The organism is Chondrinema litorale (assembly GCF_026250525.1).
GTDB lineage: Bacteria > Bacteroidota > Bacteroidia > Cytophagales > Flammeovirgaceae > Chondrinema > Chondrinema litorale.
Map to the genome: position 1 here is coordinate 4,796,723 of NZ_CP111043.1, position 18,059 is coordinate 4,814,781.

The following is an 18,059-nucleotide window of genomic DNA, read 5'->3' on the forward strand; positions in this document are numbered from 1 at the left end:
AAAATCTTATAATCCTATCCTTTTTTAGCTGCTTTTTCTTTTCTAATGAGGTTTTTACCTAATCGCATATAATCCAGAATTGGTCTGTTACTTGGGCATTCAAATGAGCATGAACCACACTCTATACAGTCCATAATGTTTTCTCTTTCGGCTTCATCTAATAAGCCTTTCTTAGAAAGCAACATCATTTGGAAAGGCTCTAAACCCATCGGGCAAGCTTCTACACATTTTCCACAGCGAATACAGCTATATACTTTACCTCTTTTAGTTTCTGGTTCTGGAATAAGTAAAATACCAGAAGTGGCTTTGGCTATAGGAACATCCATATTGTTTAGTGCTTTACCCATCATCGGGCCACCACTTATTACTTTACCAGTATCTTCTGGCAAACCACCCGCAGCCTCGATTAAAGTAGAAACTGGTGTGCCGATTCTCACCCAAAAGTTACCCGGAGCAGCTACAGATTTTCCAGTAACTGTTACTATTCGCTCAATAAGAGGCTTATTTTTTTGTACTGCTTGATAGACCGAAAATACAGTTCCTACATTATGTACCACAGCGCCAACATCGGCAGGTAAACCACCGGGAGGTACTTCGCGGTTAAGCAATGCTTTTATCAATTGCTTTTCACCTCCTTGCGGATATTTTACTTCAAGTGCAACTACTTTGATACCTGTATATTCGGTGGCTTTTTGTTGCAATAATACAATCGCGTCTTTTTTATTAGCCTCTATCCCGATAATGGCTTTTTCTACTTGCAGTGCTTTCATGAGAATGCTTGCCCCTACTAAAATCTCATCTGGGTTTTCTAACATCAACCTATGATCTGCTGTAAGATAAGGCTCGCATTCTACGCCATTAATTATGAGGTAATCAACCTTTTTACCTTCTGGAACTTTCAACTTTACATGAGCTGGAAATGCAGCACCACCCTGCCCAACAATACCGGCTTCTAGTATTTTTGTGATTATCTCATCTGGATTGAGATTACACTCTTTAATAAGGTCGGGAGTTTGATCTATGGTTTCGAGCCAGTCATCACCTTTTACCCTTATGTTGATGGCTAACCTTTTATAACCACTGCTATCTGTTACCATATCTATCTTACCCACTTTACCCGAAACAGAAGAATGGATATTAGCAGACACATAACCTTCGGTTTTGGCAATTACCTGTCCCACTTTTACCATATCACCACGCTCAACCACAGGAACAGCAGGTTTACCAATATGCTGCGAAACTGGTATGGCTACCATCTTAGGCAATGGCAATTTTTCAGTTGCAATCTTTTGAGAAATTTTTTGCTCTTGGGGATGCACACCTCCCTGAGAAAATGTTTTCAGTTTATGAAGTAATCCAGCCATCGTATTCAATTTTTAAACTGTTTCCTTATTTCTTTTCGAAGCTCTTCTGTCAGGCTTGTCGTCAGAAGCAGCATCTGTTGTTTTCTTTTTCTTTTCAGGGAAATTTGCTGTAATGATGTTGTGCGCATCACAAACATCTTCGCATTTTCTACATAATTTGCAAAGTTCCGGATCTATGGTCGCCAGATTGTTTTCTATACTTACTGCATCGTACTTGCATACATCGGCACATTTGGCACAACCTGAGCAAGAAACCTCACATACTTTTCTGGCTACCCCTGCTTTATCTGTATTGAGGCAGCCTACGTATATGCGTCTGTTTCTTCTTCCTTTTGGCCAGAGTGTGATTATGTTTTTAGGGCAGGCAGTTACACAAGCATTACAAGCGGTACATTTTTCTTCATCTACCACTGGTAAACCTGTAACTGGATCCATATACATGGCATCGAACTGGCAAGCATCTACACATTCTCCTAAACCCAAACAACCGAACTCACAACCAGTATCTCCACCATACAGACTTGATGCTAAAGAACAACTTTCGATACCATCGTACACGTTGGTTCTCGGTCTGTGTTCAAAAGAGCCTGAGCAACGAACAATTGCCACGTATGGGTCTTTTTCTTCTACAGTAACTCCCAATGCATCGGCTACTTGTTTCATTACTTCGTTTCCACCAACCGGGCAATGCATATCTCCTAGAGAGCCACTTTCTGTACAGCTCTTAACTGCCGACTCTGCAAAAGCTTTACATCCAGGCAAACCACATCCCCCACAATTGGTATTGGGTAGCACATCTTCTACTTGTGCAATTCTAGCGTCTTCAACCACATGGAATTTTATTGATATAAAGTATAGTACTACTGCTGCAATAATGCCCAATGCGGTGAGTGAAAAGATGGTATATAGCAATAGTTGATTCATGACAAGATGATTTATGTTTTCTTAATCCGAAACTGAAATTTTTTAGAAAAAAATGATCTGAACATTAATAGTAGCAAGTAGTAAACAGGTAAAATACTGAGGGCTATTAAAGAAGCTCTTAACTCGTTAAATCCATTTTCTAATGGAATAATAATACCTGCAAGCAGTAAAAATAGAGGGAAAATATAAGCCCAGAATAGTGCTAACATACCTTGCGAGTAATCCATTTCGACCTGCACTACCTCGCCAACATGAAAACTTTTTGTGTTAACAGGAACTGCTACAATTTTCTCTTGTTGAGCCTCATCTGCTGAAAAAGTATTACAGGCACTTTTAATGGCACAAGATGAACAGCCAGAAACGTCGAATAGACTCACTTCTGCGCGACCATTATTAATTGCTCTAATAAGGCCTTTATGTTCAATAATTTCAGATGTTGATCTAGTTACTGACATGGTAAATACCTCAAGCGAGGGAGTTTATATTACTCTTTAAAAGTACCACCATCAGCAAGCTATTCACATGACATTTATTAGCTTTTCAAATGTATTTGGTCAGCATTGAGAAACAAAAAAGCTGCTTTGCAAGCATTAGACCTACAAAACAGCTACACGGAGTAAGCAATTGTAAAATATTACTGTATAATTTCTTCTGGTTTATTTCTCTTTTTCCTGATGTATTTGAACAAGAAATACAGTGTAACAAATGTGCTAATATGAAATAATGTAACTGCAGCAGTTGCCAATTGAAAGTAGAATTGTTCTTCGCTGAGTACTTCCGCATTGGTTGCAGATTTACTTAAAATATCTGTAAATGATGAATAAGCTAAAAGCAGTACTAAAAATGAGATAGTACCAATAAGAATATTCACTTTTGCTGCATTGCTTAGTAGTTTCATGGTTTATTGGGTTTAATACTCCATTATTATTTCATACTCGCAATTATTTGAAATAGCATTAATTAAATATACGCATTTTATTGAGGCTTCTAAAGAAATCTTCTGCATCTGATGTGCCTACCAGCAAAGTTTTACCATGCAACAAGGTAAATTCCATGGCTGTATTGCCAACCACTGTAAATGCTAATGTATTCTCTGTTTGACAAACACCTCTGCCGCCTTTCTCCCATACATTATATTTAACCACTTTGTACGATGTTACCTCAGAAAATGGAATATATTTAAATTCTCCTTTTAGCAATCCCAACCTTAAATAAATACCGTCTTCTTTTACCTGAGTTTCCATTTCCAAGTAATAGAAAACAATAACCAAAGACAGCAAAACAGCGCTAGACAAATACAGGGTTATTTCTGGCATATTAATGATAAAATCAATATCGTAAAAAACCTTTCTCACAACCCCATAAAGAAAAATACTTGTAACTGGTAAGAGCAATCCCCAAAGCCAGGGTGAGCGAAACCGTTGTTTTTCAGCAAAGATAATTTCTGTAGAGTTCATGGCTATTTGAGTTTAATTAAACAACAATAGCCCGTCAACAAAAAATCCATTTCATTGACAGGCTACCTCAATATACTAAACTCAAGCGAAAACATCAGCGTTTTTATACTCTTTTCTTGCAGGTTTTTTCAACAACATTTTTAAACTAGTTTTTAAAATCTCACCCATATTTCTGCAAGTGATAAACTCATTGTCTCTGTAGAGTTCCATTAATTCGTATTTGAGTCTGTCTACATTTTCTTCGTTAGAGACTTCGTCGTGAACCATGGCATTTATCAATTGATTTACCTGAACGCTCACTGTTTTCATGCGGTTGGCAATTCTGGCTCTCTCTTCTTTTCTGTATTGCAACTCAAGCTCAGGACGCATGGTACTTATACCCAGATTAATAATTGGATTATTTTCTTTAAAATACTGCGGCATGTAAATCGCTTTTCTGCCATCGTAAGACTGTTGGTCAAAATCTATCGCTCTTATACGATAATGAACTTCATCAAAATCTGGAACGATTTCTACTACAAAGTTATCTCCCCGCATATCTCCTAAAAGTTGTACCAGACAACGCTCGTTAAATTTGATAAACTCTTTGGCAAGTCTGCCAGCATTTATCTTTCCTGGAATTACATAATTGTTGATAAAAGTCTCACCAGGTACACCCTGTATATGTTCTTCAATTAATGTGTTTCCCTTTACAAGATAATTGATTTTGTTTGGCGAAAGCAAGTGCTCCAACTCAAGTCCGTAGATTCTTGAAGCATCTGCTTCTTTTAGATAATAATAGTCAAACAAATCATTAATTTCGTTTACAATTCGCACTCTAAATGGACGTGTGTTTCCATACAAGCACATATCCACTCTGTCTACCTTTACGTGTTTCATTACAGATATATCCCCTCCTGCTTTTAAGAGCGCATATATTTTTTTAAGACTGTAATGAATATGACTTTCATCTGCAGGCCCATAAATTACTGTTTCCCAAAGTGTATCATCTCCATTAACATCAGTTAAAGCAATAGAGCTGGTATAGTGAAACAAATCTGAGTATGCTAACGGCACATCTATTTCTCTATGATTATCTTGTAGATACTGTCTAAGAGAAGGACTAATGCCAAAAACTGGTTTTTTGTTGGATATTGCAGCCATGATATTTGTATCTGTGCGGTTCTATAAAAAATAGTTTCGTTAAAATGGGTTTAAGCTATTCGCAAATAGATTATAAACCTTTGCCTTGTAGAGATATTTATTACTGAATAAATACCTCAGCTAAATGGAAAACTAATGTAATTCTAATTTTGTGGAAATTAACAGACAGGAATTACCAATCTACACTTTGTTACAACAGCTCCTTTTCCTGTCTGTTTATGATCTCATCTTTTAGAGATCAGGTAAGTTTCAAAATTTTGGATTCTATATAAAAGCTATTCAGCTTAAACACTAGCTGCTTCTAAGTCAAATTCTTTGGTAATTTGTTCTACCCATTTCTCAACACGTCCATCTGTTAATTCAGAATGGTTATCTTCATCGATGATTAAGCCAAGAAATTCGCCTTCGTTAACCACAGCTTTAGATTCTTCAAAATCATATCCATCTACTGGCCATGCACCTACAAATGTAGCTCTGCTATCTTTTATTCTATCGTAAATAATACCTGGCGCATCTACAAAAGTATCTGGGTAGCCATCTGCATCACCTGTACCCACAAAAGTTACTTTTTTACCACTAAAATCAATATCATCTAATTCATCAATAAATGTATCCCAATCTTCTTGTAATTCACCAATTTCCCATGTTGGGCAGGCTAATATTATATTTTCAAAATCATCAAAATCTTCAGCAGATGCTGAATCAACATTTAATAAAGCAGCTACATCTTCACCACCTAATGCTTTTTGTATTTTACCAACAACTCTTTCTGTATTACCATCAGTTGAGCCGTAAAAAATTCCTACCTTTGCCATTTTAATAGTATTTTAGATATGAATAAATTTCTTTGTTTATGCTCCCAATTTAGCTGAAGTCTTACCTAATTAAAATGATACATGTCATGATGAAAATTGATTATTTATAGCAGAAAAGCAGTAAAACTTCAGGTTTTAAAAAAGCAAAACCCACTAAAAAATGATTTTTAGCGGGTTTTTAAAAAATAATCACCATTGCTCTTCACTGGTCAACTCCCCTTCGTTTTTTGGATGATATTTGTTAAAGTTTTCTGATTTAAGAAGGATATCTACATACTGTGCTCTTTTGTATGTAAACAGGTCGTGTTGCATCTTTTTACTAGATAGATTTCCTTTAAAATCAGATAGTTTTTCATATCCTTTCTCAATCATCCATTCTTCTAATGCACCTAGCATAGTAGCAATATGTGAAATACCTTTACGGTAAATGGTACTTACTACCTGTACGGCATCTGCACCTGCTAATAGCATTTTAATCACATCTGAACCACTGTGAATACCAGTATTGCTACAAATTGATCCCCGAACGTTATCGTGAAGCAAACCGGCATATCTTAAAGCAAGTCTGTTATCATTTCTGCCACTAAAATTATAAGGGAAATGATGTTCCTCGTTTTCTATATCTATATCTGGTTGAAACAATCTATTAAACAGAATGAATGCATCTGCACCTGCTCTATCAAACTGTTTCACCATTCTTAATGAGTTGGTATAATAAGGGCTGAGTTTTACGCTCACTGGTATATCAACTACTTCTTTTACTTTCTTTATAATGTGTAGTTGTTCTTTTTCAATTTGATCTGGTGTTTTGTCGAAATCATTTTCGTTATGGTAAAAATTCAATTCGATTCCGGCTACACCAGTTTCACTAATTTTCTTAGCATACTCTATCCAAGATGCTTCATAAACCGCATTTAAGCTTGCAAACATTGGTATTTGCACAGCTTCTCTAGCTTCTTTTAAGTGCATTAAAAATTCTGCCGGACCAGCATGTTCTATATCTGGAAATAATGTAGCATGCTCAGGATCCCAGTTTTCGTAAGATTCCAGATCGTGCTGCATTTCTAAAGATTCCAGTTGAATTTGCTCCTCAAATAAAGATTTGTAAACGATGGCAGAGGCGCCAACCTGCTCAAGTTTTTTCAGGTTTTTTACATCCTGAACTAGATTACTTGCGCCAACTATTAAGGGATTTTTGAGGGTTATCCCCATATATTTTGTGGTGAGGTCTATCATGACTAAAGTTTTTTGAAAGGAAAAGGAAAAAAAGCTGCTCCGACTAATCGGAGCAGTATTATACTCATTGTTCTTCCATGAGATGTTTTAAATCATCGAAACGACGTTTGTTGTCTTCCTTAGCGAGTTTTAGTAACTTCTTAGCCTCTTCAGGATTTGCTCTTTGCAAGGTTCTGTATCTAATCTCATTACCTACATAAGTAGCAAATTCTTCATTAGCTTCTTCAGTTTCCCAGATAAATGGATTTAATCCATCTTCTCTCAACTCAGGATTGAATCGATATAGCGGCCAGTAGCCAGACTTAGTTGCTTTTTCAGATTGCTTTTTGGTTAACTTCATATCGTAACCGTGAGCTATACAAGGTGAGTAAGCAATCACGATTGATGGCCCTTCGTGTTTTTCAGCTTCTACCAGTGCTTGTGCTGCTTGTTCTCTGTTCATACCCATGTTTACAGAAGCCACATAAGCGTTGCCGTAGGTGGTCATCATTAAACCAAGGTTCTTCTTACCTAGTTGTTTACCATTGGCCGCAAACTTGGCAACCGCACCTCTTGGTGTTGCTTTAGAAGCTTGTCCACCAGTGTTTGAGTAAACCTCAGTATCCATTACAAGCACATTCACATTTTTGTTTGATGCCATAATGTGGTCGAGTCCACCGAAACCGATGTCGTATGCCCAACCATCGCCACCAAATATCCAAACACTCTTATCAACTATGTAATCTTGTAGCTCTATTACTTTGGCAATTACTGGTTTCGCATTTTCATCAGCATTTTTTAATGCTTCTGGTAATAAACCTTTCAATTCTTCAGCAGCTACTTTCGCATCGTTATTTACATCTTCCCAATAATACAAACACTTTTGAACTGCCTGAGTAAGTGGCTCATTTACTGCCAATTGTGCCAGATTATTTAAGTTGGTTTTGAGTTGTTGTCTGTTAGAATCAACCGCTAAACGCATTCCGTAACCATATTCTGCGTTGTCTTCGAATAATGAGTTTGCCCAAGCTGGACCTCTACCATTTTCGTCTTTAGTATAAGGAGTAGATGGGAAAGTACCACCAAATATTGAAGAACAACCAGTAGCATTGGCAATCATCATTCTATCACCAAATAACTGAGTTACTACGTGGATGTAAGGAGTTTCGCCACAACCTAAGCAGCTACCTGGGTGCTCAAAGTAAGGTTCGCTAGTGTTGCATTCACTTACAAATGGCAGTTTTTCAACCCATTTAATTGAATTACCCGGTTTACCTTTGCGCTCAAGTTTTTTGGTTGCTGTTGGAATGGCTCCATTAATCGGCATTAAAGAAACAGGAATGTTATCTCCTTTCAATCTAAGTACAGGATCCATTATTTTTTCTGCAAATTCACCAGAACCTTCTGGAACAACAGGACTCATCTCTGCAAATTTTTCTGAGGTTTCAGGGATGGCTACTTCTTCAATGGCATCTACAGCAGCATCAATCGCTAACCAGTTCATTTCTACGATCTCTTTGCCTTTGCGCATAAACTGGCTTTCTATGTATTTCTTAATCATCTCGATGGCTTCTTTTTCAGGAAGTACACCAGAGAGTTTAAAGAAAGCTGTTTGCATTACACTGTTGATTCTACCACCTAAACCAACTTTTTTAGCAATTTTAGAAGCATCAATTACATATACTTTCACATTTTTCTCTCTGATAGCATTTTGCATATCTTCTGTGAAAAGATCGAATACTTTATCAGGAGACTTACTTGTATTTAATAAGAATGTACCACCTTCTGTAATACCTTCTAGAATATCATACTTGCCGATGTATTGCTGTCTGTGTAGTGCGATAAACTCAGCATTGTTCAATAAGTATTCTGATTTGATTGGCTTGTCACCAAAACGCAAGTGAGAGACTGTATAGCCACCAGATTTGTTAGAGTCGTATTGGAAGTAACCCTGAACGAATTTACTGGTTTTCTCACCGATAATTTTTACTGCATTTTTGTTGGCACTTACTGTACCATCTGAACCATAACCCCAGAACTTGCAACGGATAATATTTTCTTGTTCTGTATCTATGTATTCTTTTACTTCGATTGAGCAATGAGTTACATCATCATTGATACCTACTGTAAAGTCGTGCCAGCCATTGTTTTCTAGATGATCAAAAACAGCTTTCACCATAGAAGGAGTAAACTCTTTAGAAGATAGTCCGTAACGACCTCCAATAATCTCTACATCTCTTCCTTTAAGTGCAGCGCAAACATCTAGGTAAAGCGGTTCACCCGGTGCACCCGGTTCTTTAGTTCTGTCTAGTACAGCAATTTTCTTAACTGTTGCAGGTATTTTATCTACAAAGTCTTTTGCTGAGAATGGTCTGTATAATCTTACTTTTAGTGCACCAACTTTTTCTCCTTTTACATTGAGGTATTCCAGTGTTTCGTCTATAGTATCTACAGCAGAACCCATTGCAATCACGATTTTTTCAGCATCTTCGGCACCAGTGTATTCAAACAGTTCGTATTTTCTACCTGTTTTTTCGGCATACAAATCCATGTATTTCTTTACAATAGCAGGAAGTGCATCGTAGAAGCGGTTTACAGTTTCTCTTCCTTGGAAATAAACATCCGGGTTTTGGGCACCAACTTTACAAACCGGATTGTCTGGTTTTAATGCTCCTTCTCTAAATTTCTCGACATGCTCCATATTCAGCATGCTTTTAAGTGTTTCGTAATTTACAGACTCAATTTTTTGAATAGAGTGAGAAGTACGGAAGCCATCGAAAAAGTGTAGGAATGGAATGCTAGATTCTAATGCAGCAAGATGGGCAACTGCTGCTAAATCTTGAGCTTCTTGTACATTGGCAGAAGACAACATAGCAAAGCCTGTCATCCTAGCCGACATCACATCGGAATGGTCACCAAAAATAGAAAGTGATTGAGCTGCTATTGATCTGGCAGAAACATGAAAAACTGTTGGTAATAACTCACCAGCAATTTTATACATATTTGGCAGCATCAATAACAAACCTTGAGAAGCAGTAAAAGTTGTAGTTAGCGCTCCACCAGTTAAAGAGCCGTGAATTGCTCCGGCTGCTCCAGCTTCTGACTGCATCTCTACAACTTGTAAAGTTTCTCCAAAAATGTTTTTCTTTCCCTGGGCAGACCAGGCATCCGCTTTCTCACCCATATCTGAAGATGGAGTGATCGGGTATATAGCCGCTACCTCACTAAAAGCATAAGCTATATTCGACGCCGCGGTATTTCCGTCGCAGGTAATAAATTTTTTCTCCTGGTTCATATGTAAAAAGTTTAGCGTTTGACCTGAGTTGTTTCTTGGGTAGCTTTTACACTACATTGATGTTGTGAATATATACAGCCTCAAAATGTTTCTTCATGAGTTCTGTCAAGCCACAGAATGATTTATGTCAAATGCTAATAAACCTGAGAAAAGATTCTAAAACCAGCGTTACATTAGATTCCTTTAAACAGTTCGTAAGAGTCGAGGTATGCAGGCACTTCTGTATTCCAGCCATAAGTTTCGTTTAGCAACTCAGAAAATACTGTAGCGCTTTCTTTTTCACCATGAACTATGAAGGTCCGTTTGGGATGCATCTCAATACTTGAGGTCCAGCGGAGTAATTCATCTTGGTCTGCATGTGCCGATAACCCATCTATCACAACCACTTCACAGTTAACAGGAACCATTTGTCCGAAAATTTTAATGGTTTCTTCTCCATTGGCAATTCTTCTACCCCTTGTGCCTTCTGCCTGATAACCTACCAAAAGTAAAGTATCGTTTTTATGCGGCAAGCGATTGTAAAGGTGATGAAGAATTCTACCTCCCGTCATCATACCACTGGCAGAAACTATTATCGCATCTTTTTGCACATAATTAATCGACATTGATGCTTCATGTGATCGAACTATTTGTAGGTTTCTTCTAAAGGACAAAAATGAATCTTCTTCATTAATATCTTTGGCTGAGAGCTTATGGTAAGCTGCATGATTGACATACAACTCTGTTGCTGCAATTGCCATCGGGCTATCCATAAAAACCGGCACTTCTGGTATTAACTTTTGGTCTAAAGCTTCTTTGAGATAATAAAGTAGGTTTTGTGTTCTGCCAACTGCAAATGCCGGAATCATTACACATCCTCCTCTATCAAATGTTTTGTTAATAGCATCAGCCAACTTCTCAACTGGATTGCCTTGCGGATTTTTACGATTACCATAAGTAGATTCAATCAATAAAATATCAGCTTCTTTTACCACATCTGGCTCATAAAGAATTGGTTCTTCGTACCTACCAATATCACCAGAAAACACTAACTTTTTCTTTTGCTCGATGCCAGTTACTTCGAGTTCGACACTAGCAGCCCCCAAAATGTGGCCTGCATTGTAAAAAGTAGCTTGTACTCGATCGATTACAGAAACCTGTTTTTTAAAAGGAAACTTCCTCAGCAAAGGCAATACTTTCTCTACATCTTCTGTACGGTATAATGGTTCAGGGTTTTCGTGTTTGGAGTAGCCTTTCTTTTTGGCATAATCGGCTTCTTCTTCCATCAACTTGGCTGAGTCTAGCAACAAAAGCTTCACTAAATCTGCCGTTGCTTCAGTACAATAGATCGGACCACTAAATCCTTCCTTGCATAATTTGGGTAAATAGCCACTGTGGTCTAAGTGCGCATGTGTGAGCACAATGGCTTCTATCTCTTTTGGATTAACAGGAAAATCTTCTCTGTTTTTTAGGCGCAGCTCTTTCAACCCCTGAAACAAACCACAATCGACCATGATCTTATGGTCATCTATTTCAAGCAAATATTTTGAGCCTGTTACGGTTCCGGCAGCACCCAAAAATCTAATTCTGATATCCATGTGTTTGGGTTTATTGTAAGTTATAAGTTAAGGTGATAGGCTTATATCGGCACATTTTCTTTTTTCTCAAAATGAATGCGCTATGATGTTTATAAGATAGACCATCAAGTAATCTGAAAATATGATTTCGATCAGCCTGTGATAAAGCATTCAAATCAGAATACCTTATAAATCTTTAACAAGTGAGTTTGAATAATTGGTTTACAAATTTTTCTTTCCATCAGGAATATCACTACATTTAGTAGATTCACACCTTACTAATTAGCAGAAATGGAAGAACTGAAAACAACACAGGCTATCTCAGAGGCATCAGCAACACATGTAAAACCTATAATTAGCAAGTTTTACCACTGGGAAAAAACAACCCCAGATAAAACCTATTTGCGCCAACCCTATGGAAATACGTGGAAAGAATATTCGTGGAAAGAGACTGGGTTGCAAGCCAGAAAAATGGCAACGGCACTTATCGAAATGGGTTACGATAAAAGTACGCCAATTGGAATAGTATCGAAAAACTGTGCTCATTGGCTTATAGCCGATCTAGCAATTATAATGAGTAATAATTATTCTGTTCCGTTTTATCCCAACTTAACTGCACAACAATTAGAACATGTACTTGAGCACTCATACACAAAAGTATTGTTTGTGGGTAAGCTAGATAACTGGGATGAAATGCGAGAAGGAATACCTGGTGATGTGAGATGTATTGCATTGCCTGATAGCCCAGCAACTGAACTCGAAAGTTGGGATGAGATTATTAAAGACAAAGAACCACTTCAAGGTGAATTTACACCCAATGTACACGATATAAGCTCTATTATTTACACCTCTGGCACTACAGGTAGACCTAAAGGTGTTATACACACTCATTATGGACTTGCTATTACGATGGAATCTGTAATGAAAACAATTCCATTAGAGAAAATTGGGCAAAAGTATTTCTCTTATCTACCCTTATGCCATGTAGCTGAAAGAGCCATAATACAGGTTTGGTGCTTGTATTCTGGAGGAATGGTTTCTTTTGTTGAGAACATAGATACTTTCATGCAAAACCTTCAGGATACTCAACCAACCATATTTTTTGCTGTGCCTCGTATTTGGACAAAATTCCAAATGGGTGTGCTAGAAAAAATGCCTCAAAATAAATTAAATATCCTGTTAAACATTCCATTGATATCCAATTTTGTAAGACAAAAAATAAAAAAAGGTCTTGGTTTGAGTCAAGCAGAAATGGTATTTACAGCGGCAGCACCAACGCCTAAATCACTACACAGTTGGTACAATAAACTAGGACTGAAATTACAAGAACTGTATGGAATGACAGAAAATGCAGGAGCATGTACTTTGATGAGAAAAGATGCTTACAAACCTGGAACTGTTGGCCAGCCGTACCCGGGAGTGGATTTAAAAATTGATGATGAAACTGGTGAAATTCTAATGAAATCGGAATGGATCATGAAAGGTTATTTCCGTGAGCCAGCCATGACTGCTGATATGATTAAAAATGGATATCTCCACACAGGAGATATGGGAGAAATAGATGAAGAAGGCCACCTAAAAATTACGGGAAGAGTAAAAGATATTTTTAAAACTGCAAAAGGTGAATATGTTGTTCCCGGGCCTATTGAATGGAAGTTTGCCGCTGACTCTTTTGTAGAGCAAGTTTGCGTAATGGGAAGTGGCTTACCTCAACCGATCGCTTTGGTAATACTTTCTGCCATTGGCAAGAATGCTTCTAGAGAAGCAGTTGAACATAGCCTTGCGACAATGCTTACCTTAATTAATGCTGAACAGGTAAATTACGAAAGGATTAAAAAGATCGTGATTTTAGATGATGATTGGAGCATAGAGAATGGCATTCTCACTCCTACATTAAAAATCAAAAGAAACTTGATTGATAGCCGTTATCTGGAAAAAGCAGAGAAATGGTATGAGTTGAAAGACAACATTATCTGGGCTTAGAAAAAATTATTTTGAACAGGTGTTTCTTAACTATTTACGCCCCATACATTTAAAAGTGTATGGGGATTTTTTATTCATTCAAATAGTTTTTCAAATCGGAAATGGTTTTTAGCTGTAGCTTTTCGGCTTTATCTTTTGTCATCATTAAAGCATATGTGTTGTTGAATCCCAGTGGTTTTAGCCATTCGATTCCGAAGTTTTCTTTAGAATGAAATTTCACATATTCATACACTTCTTGCTTATCCCTAATTAGCTCATCTACCACCTTATCTTCAGGACTTAATAAAACCTGAAAGCCTGTTCCAGAATACTCAACATACAAATCAATTTCACCAGCTTTTAGCGCATCGAAACAGATCTTTGTACCTCCTAAACCTGTTTTGGTTTCTGCTGTAAGTGAAGTATTATTTTCAATAATGATTTTAAGCATTTCTGCGAGAATAAACTGCTCCGTGAATATCTTCCCTCCGATTACTATATTCGACTCACCAGAACGGTTAATTTCAGCCTTAAATCCTTTTTTTTTCAAATAGTTCAAAGCGACTTCTCTCACATCCTGTTTCTCAAAATCAACCTGATAGTTTAGTTGGCGCATTTCTGCATCAGTAATCTTACCTGATAACTGATTAATCACCTCTTCCAAATAAGGGTATTTCTCCAAAGTATTTTCATTCACTGTGACTGCCGCAGCATATGGTGGAAAGTAATTTAAATCATCTTCCAACACATACAAATCGTAAGCATCAATTCTTCCATCTGTGGAGTAACCGCCAATCACATCAACTCTTCCTTCTTTCACTGCTTGATACATCAAACCTGCATCCAACTCAACAGTTGAAAGTTCAAAACCGTAAATTTCTAACAAGCCCGGCAAGCCATCTTTTCTTTCCATAAACTCATACTGAAATCCTCCTGTGAAACTTTTTGAAAAGCTTCCAACAAATTGATTTACAGCAAGAAATAACATGAGGATTAAAGAAGCAATCAAAACTGGTTTTAGGGTAGTTTTAATATTTCGCTGAATAAAGCCTAAAACAAAATCGAAAAGCAAAGCCAATAAAGCAGCGGGTAAAGCTCCGGCTAAAATCATCGCAGAATTGTTGAGTGCAATGCCTCTGTAAATGAAAGTTCCCAATCCGCCAGAAGCAATTAAAGCACATAAAGTTGCCACGCCTACACTCACGACTGTAGCAGTTCTAATACCGGCAAAAATTACTGGAACAGCCAAAGGCAATTCTACTTTCAACAACAATTGCCTTTTAGTAAAACCCATGCCTAAGCCAGCTTCTTTCACAGCTTCAGGCACTTCTGTAATTCCGGCATAAGTATTTCTTACAATTGGGAGTAGCGAATAAAGAAAGAGTGCAACTACAGAAGGCAAAACTCCAATTCCTAAAACGGGTAAAAGGAAACCCAACAAGGCGAGGCTTGGAATGGTTTGTATCACATTTACTATTCCGATAATTGTACCGGAGTAAGCAGGTTTTCGGGTAAGAAAAATGCCAGTGAGCACCCCTACAATAACTGCCAGAAAAATAGCTACTAAAGTTAGCCAAACATGCCTAATGGTTTCATCTAAAATCTCTGTACTATGGCTGGAAAAGAAAGTAATTATTTCGTTCATTTATATTTTTGATAATAAGCTTCCAGAATTTCGGCACGACTGGCACTGTATAAAATATGGCCATTACTATTCTTTACTGCGAATTGAGTTTTATCTTTTTCAGTATGGCTTTCAAGAAATTGCAGTAGGTCGATATTTGCAGAAATAAACTTTAAAGGATTACCACCGCTAATCTGTAGGTTTTCAGGAAATATATCAGCTAAATCTGCTAATTCAATTACAGACATTTCCAGAAAAAATCTTTGCGAGTCGAAAAAAGATTTCACAAAATCATTTACTGGACTAAAAAGTAATTCTTTGGCTGTTCCCATTTGCACAATTTCTCCTTCACTCATCAAACAAATTCTATCTGCTAATTTAACTGCCTCGCCTACATCATGCGTAACCATTACCATTGTTTTAGTAAGTAGGTTTTCCAATTGTGCAAATTCATCTTGCAAGTGCTGTCTGGTAACAGGATCGAGTGCACCGAAAGGCTCATCTAATAAGATCAAAGGTGGATCTGCTGCTAATGCTCTGGCGAGGCCGACTCGTTGCCGCTGTCCTCCGCTTAACTCATCTGGATATTGCTTTTTCATTTCTGATGGAAGCTTTAGTAAATCCATTAATTCATCTACTTTTTGCTCCATTTTTTCAGCTTTCCAAGCAAGCATTTCAGGCACTACTTTGATGTTTTCTTCTACGGTGTAATGAGGAAATAAACCCGTTTGCTGAATTACATAACCGGTTTTTCTGCGTAGTTGCTCAACCTGTAGACTTTTAATATTTTCTCCATTAATTAGAATGGTGCCTTCATCCGGTTCTACAAGTCGGTTAAGCATTTTGAGAGTAGTTGTTTTACCACAGCCACTTGTGCCCAGCAAGACAAACATTTCTCCTTTTTCAACTTTAAAAGAAATATTATTTACAGCCGCCTTGCCATTGTATAGCTTGGTTAGATTCCGTACTTCAATCATACCGGAATGTTCTTACATAATTTGCTCAAATACAAATCTGAGCCATTATTTACCCAAATAATTCAGATTTGATTATTGATGCTTTTTTAAATTCTGCAAGATCGATAGTTGTAGCTATGCTTTTTTTCTGGCAAAAAGCTAGGATATTTTCTGTAGCAATGTTACCTGTTAAATCGTCTTTTGCCATCGGACAACCTCCCATTCCGCCAATGGCACCTTCAATACTTTTGCAACCAGCATTCCAAGCGGCTTCTATTTTTTCCATGGCTTTTTGAGGAGTTGAATGAAAATGCGCACTGATGGTCAACTCAGGAAAATCAGAAATTACTTGTTTGAAAACAGCAGTAATCAAGTCAGGAGTGGCACTGCCAATTGTATCGGCCAAAGAGACTATACCGACTCCCATGGTATTTAATTTGGCAACAAACTCACTCACAATATTTGGGTTATATTCCTCGCCATATGGATTACCAAAACCCATTGAAAGATAGACCACCAACTGCTTGCCTGCTTGATCAGTTTTATTCTGAATTTGCTCAACAACTGCAATTGCTTCATCTATAGATTTGTTTGTATTTCGTTGTTGGAAGGTTTCAGAAATTGAAAGTGGGAAACCCAAAAAATCGATCTGTTGATGTTGAAGGGCATCTTCTGCCCCACGTAAATTGGCAACAATTGCCAGTAACTTAGATTTTGAGGTTTCTAATTCCAAATTCGCCATTACTTCTGCTGTATCTCGCATTTGAGGAATTGCTTTTGGAGAGACAAAACTACCAAAGTCTATTACATCGAAACCAACTTTTAAAAGAGCATTAATATACCGGATCTTATCTTTGGTTGGAATAAACTCATGTAAACCCTGCATGGCATCTCTTGGGCACTCAGTAATTTTCATATTTGCTTATTTTGATTAAGGAGATTTAACTCTCATACAATACAGTCCATGATAACAAAAAAAATTCAATCCATTAATTAGAGCAATCAAAAATTCAATTTAAACATCATTAAAAACAGAATGAGTAATATTCATCCTTTATCCACTCACATACTTTGTATATTCATTACCAACATATGAATTAAAACTCCTCATTACCAATGAAAACTGATACTATAATTCTATTCTTTTTTAGCTTGCTCTTTTATGCTTGTTCTAATTCTCCAAATCAAGGCATTGCTGAGAAACCTAATATCATTATCATTTTTGCGGATGATATGGGCTATGGAGATTTGTCTTGTTATGGAAATCCGGTAAACAAGACACCAAATCTAGATAAGCTTGCAAACGAAGGTATTAAACTCACTTCATTTTATGTAGCTGCTCCTGTTTGTACTCCATCAAGAGCTGGGTTGCTTACAGGCAGATATCCAATTAGACATCTTCCAGGAAACTTGGGACCAGAATCAAAACATGGTTTGCCACAGTCTGAAGTTACCATTGCTGAGATTCTTAAAACAGAAGGATATGCAACCGCTGCTATTGGCAAATGGCATTTAGGACATGCAACACCAGCACTTTTGCCTACAGGTCGCGGATTCGATATGTTTTATGGATTGCCTTACAGCAATGACATGATTAAACCTTGGGTGCAAACAGATACTGCCTTAATGATGTACGAGAATGAAAAAAGGATTCGTGAAGTGGGCTATGTGCAAGAAGGTTTAACTGATGAATACACACAAAAAGCCATAGACTTTATCGATCAAAATAAATAGGACTTACGCAATAT

The 18,059-nt window shown here is 37.3% G+C and carries 15 protein-coding genes; 2 read left to right on the forward strand and 13 right to left on the reverse strand.

Annotated elements, in window-relative coordinates; translation table 11 throughout:
• Positions 1 to 14: 14 nt before the first annotated feature.
• From rsxC to OQ292_RS19900, 10 genes are all read right to left on the reverse strand, one after another.
• On the reverse strand, positions 15 to 1,364 hold the full coding sequence (gene rsxC / locus OQ292_RS19855) for an electron transport complex subunit RsxC (RefSeq protein WP_284683889.1): 1,350 nt from the start codon (positions 1,362 to 1,364) through the stop codon (positions 15 to 17).
• A 12-nt stretch (positions 1,365 to 1,376) separates the two neighbouring features.
• Positions 1,377 to 2,288, reverse strand: coding sequence for an RnfABCDGE type electron transport complex subunit B (locus tag OQ292_RS19860; protein WP_284683890.1), 912 nt, complete (start codon positions 2,286 to 2,288; stop codon positions 1,377 to 1,379).
• 11 nt (positions 2,289 to 2,299) lie between these two features.
• Complete coding sequence (locus OQ292_RS19865; protein WP_284683891.1) at positions 2,300 to 2,743, reverse strand: SoxR reducing system RseC family protein; 444 nt, start codon at positions 2,741 to 2,743, stop codon at positions 2,300 to 2,302.
• Positions 2,744 to 2,922: 179 nt separating this feature from the next.
• The gene (locus OQ292_RS19870) at positions 2,923 to 3,186 is read right to left on the reverse strand and encodes a hypothetical protein (RefSeq protein WP_284683892.1); all 264 of its coding nucleotides are present in this window, start codon (positions 3,184 to 3,186) and stop codon (positions 2,923 to 2,925) included.
• A gap of 58 nt (positions 3,187 to 3,244) precedes the next feature.
• Complete coding sequence (locus OQ292_RS19875) at positions 3,245 to 3,745, reverse strand: DUF6141 family protein (protein ID WP_284683893.1); 501 nt, start codon at positions 3,743 to 3,745, stop codon at positions 3,245 to 3,247.
• Positions 3,746 to 3,826: 81 nt separating this feature from the next.
• On the reverse strand, positions 3,827 to 4,888 hold the full coding sequence (locus tag OQ292_RS19880; protein WP_284683894.1) for a hypothetical protein: 1,062 nt from the start codon (positions 4,886 to 4,888) through the stop codon (positions 3,827 to 3,829).
• Between the two features lie 284 nt (positions 4,889 to 5,172).
• On the reverse strand, positions 5,173 to 5,703 hold the full coding sequence (locus OQ292_RS19885; protein WP_284683895.1) for a flavodoxin: 531 nt from the start codon (positions 5,701 to 5,703) through the stop codon (positions 5,173 to 5,175).
• Positions 5,704 to 5,892: 189 nt separating this feature from the next.
• Positions 5,893 to 6,939: a dihydroorotate dehydrogenase-like protein gene (locus OQ292_RS19890; RefSeq protein ID WP_284683896.1), complete on the reverse strand. Its 1,047-nt coding sequence runs from the start codon at positions 6,937 to 6,939 to the stop codon at positions 5,893 to 5,895.
• Positions 6,940 to 7,003: 64 nt separating this feature from the next.
• Positions 7,004 to 10,213: a pyruvate:ferredoxin (flavodoxin) oxidoreductase gene (gene nifJ / locus OQ292_RS19895; RefSeq protein ID WP_284683897.1), complete on the reverse strand. Its 3,210-nt coding sequence runs from the start codon at positions 10,211 to 10,213 to the stop codon at positions 7,004 to 7,006.
• Positions 10,214 to 10,386: 173 nt separating this feature from the next.
• A complete protein-coding gene (locus OQ292_RS19900) occupies positions 10,387 to 11,790 on the reverse strand; it encodes an MBL fold metallo-hydrolase (protein ID WP_284683898.1) in 1,404 nt (467 codons plus the stop codon).
• Positions 11,791 to 12,060: 270 nt separating this feature from the next.
• Between OQ292_RS19900 and OQ292_RS19905 the strand changes: the two genes are divergently transcribed.
• Positions 12,061 to 13,752: an AMP-binding protein gene (locus OQ292_RS19905; protein WP_284683899.1), complete on the forward strand. Its 1,692-nt coding sequence runs from the start codon at positions 12,061 to 12,063 to the stop codon at positions 13,750 to 13,752.
• A 70-nt stretch (positions 13,753 to 13,822) separates the two neighbouring features.
• On the opposite strand, the gene OQ292_RS19910 is transcribed toward OQ292_RS19905, so the two are convergent.
• Genes OQ292_RS19910 through OQ292_RS19920 form a run of 3 tightly spaced genes read right to left on the reverse strand, consistent with a single transcriptional unit; the run spans position 13,823 to position 17,227 of the window.
• Positions 13,823 to 15,376, reverse strand: a complete 1,554-nt coding sequence (locus OQ292_RS19910; RefSeq protein ID WP_284683900.1) for an ABC transporter permease/substrate-binding protein — start codon at positions 15,374 to 15,376, stop codon at positions 13,823 to 13,825.
• On the reverse strand, positions 15,373 to 16,332 hold the full coding sequence (locus tag OQ292_RS19915) for an ABC transporter ATP-binding protein (RefSeq protein ID WP_284683901.1): 960 nt from the start codon (positions 16,330 to 16,332) through the stop codon (positions 15,373 to 15,375). Before OQ292_RS19915 ends, OQ292_RS19910 begins: the two co-directional genes overlap by 4 nt.
• Positions 16,333 to 16,381: 49 nt before the next feature.
• Entirely contained in the window at positions 16,382 to 17,227 is an 846-nt protein-coding gene (locus OQ292_RS19920; RefSeq protein WP_284683902.1) for a hydroxymethylglutaryl-CoA lyase, read from the reverse strand.
• A 200-nt stretch (positions 17,228 to 17,427) separates the two neighbouring features.
• Here OQ292_RS19920 and OQ292_RS19925 point away from each other — a divergent pair, with 200 nt between their 5' ends.
• Positions 17,428 to 18,045: a sulfatase-like hydrolase/transferase gene (locus OQ292_RS19925; protein WP_284683903.1), complete on the forward strand. Its 618-nt coding sequence runs from the start codon at positions 17,428 to 17,430 to the stop codon at positions 18,043 to 18,045.
• The last annotated feature ends 14 nt before the right edge of the window (positions 18,046 to 18,059 follow it).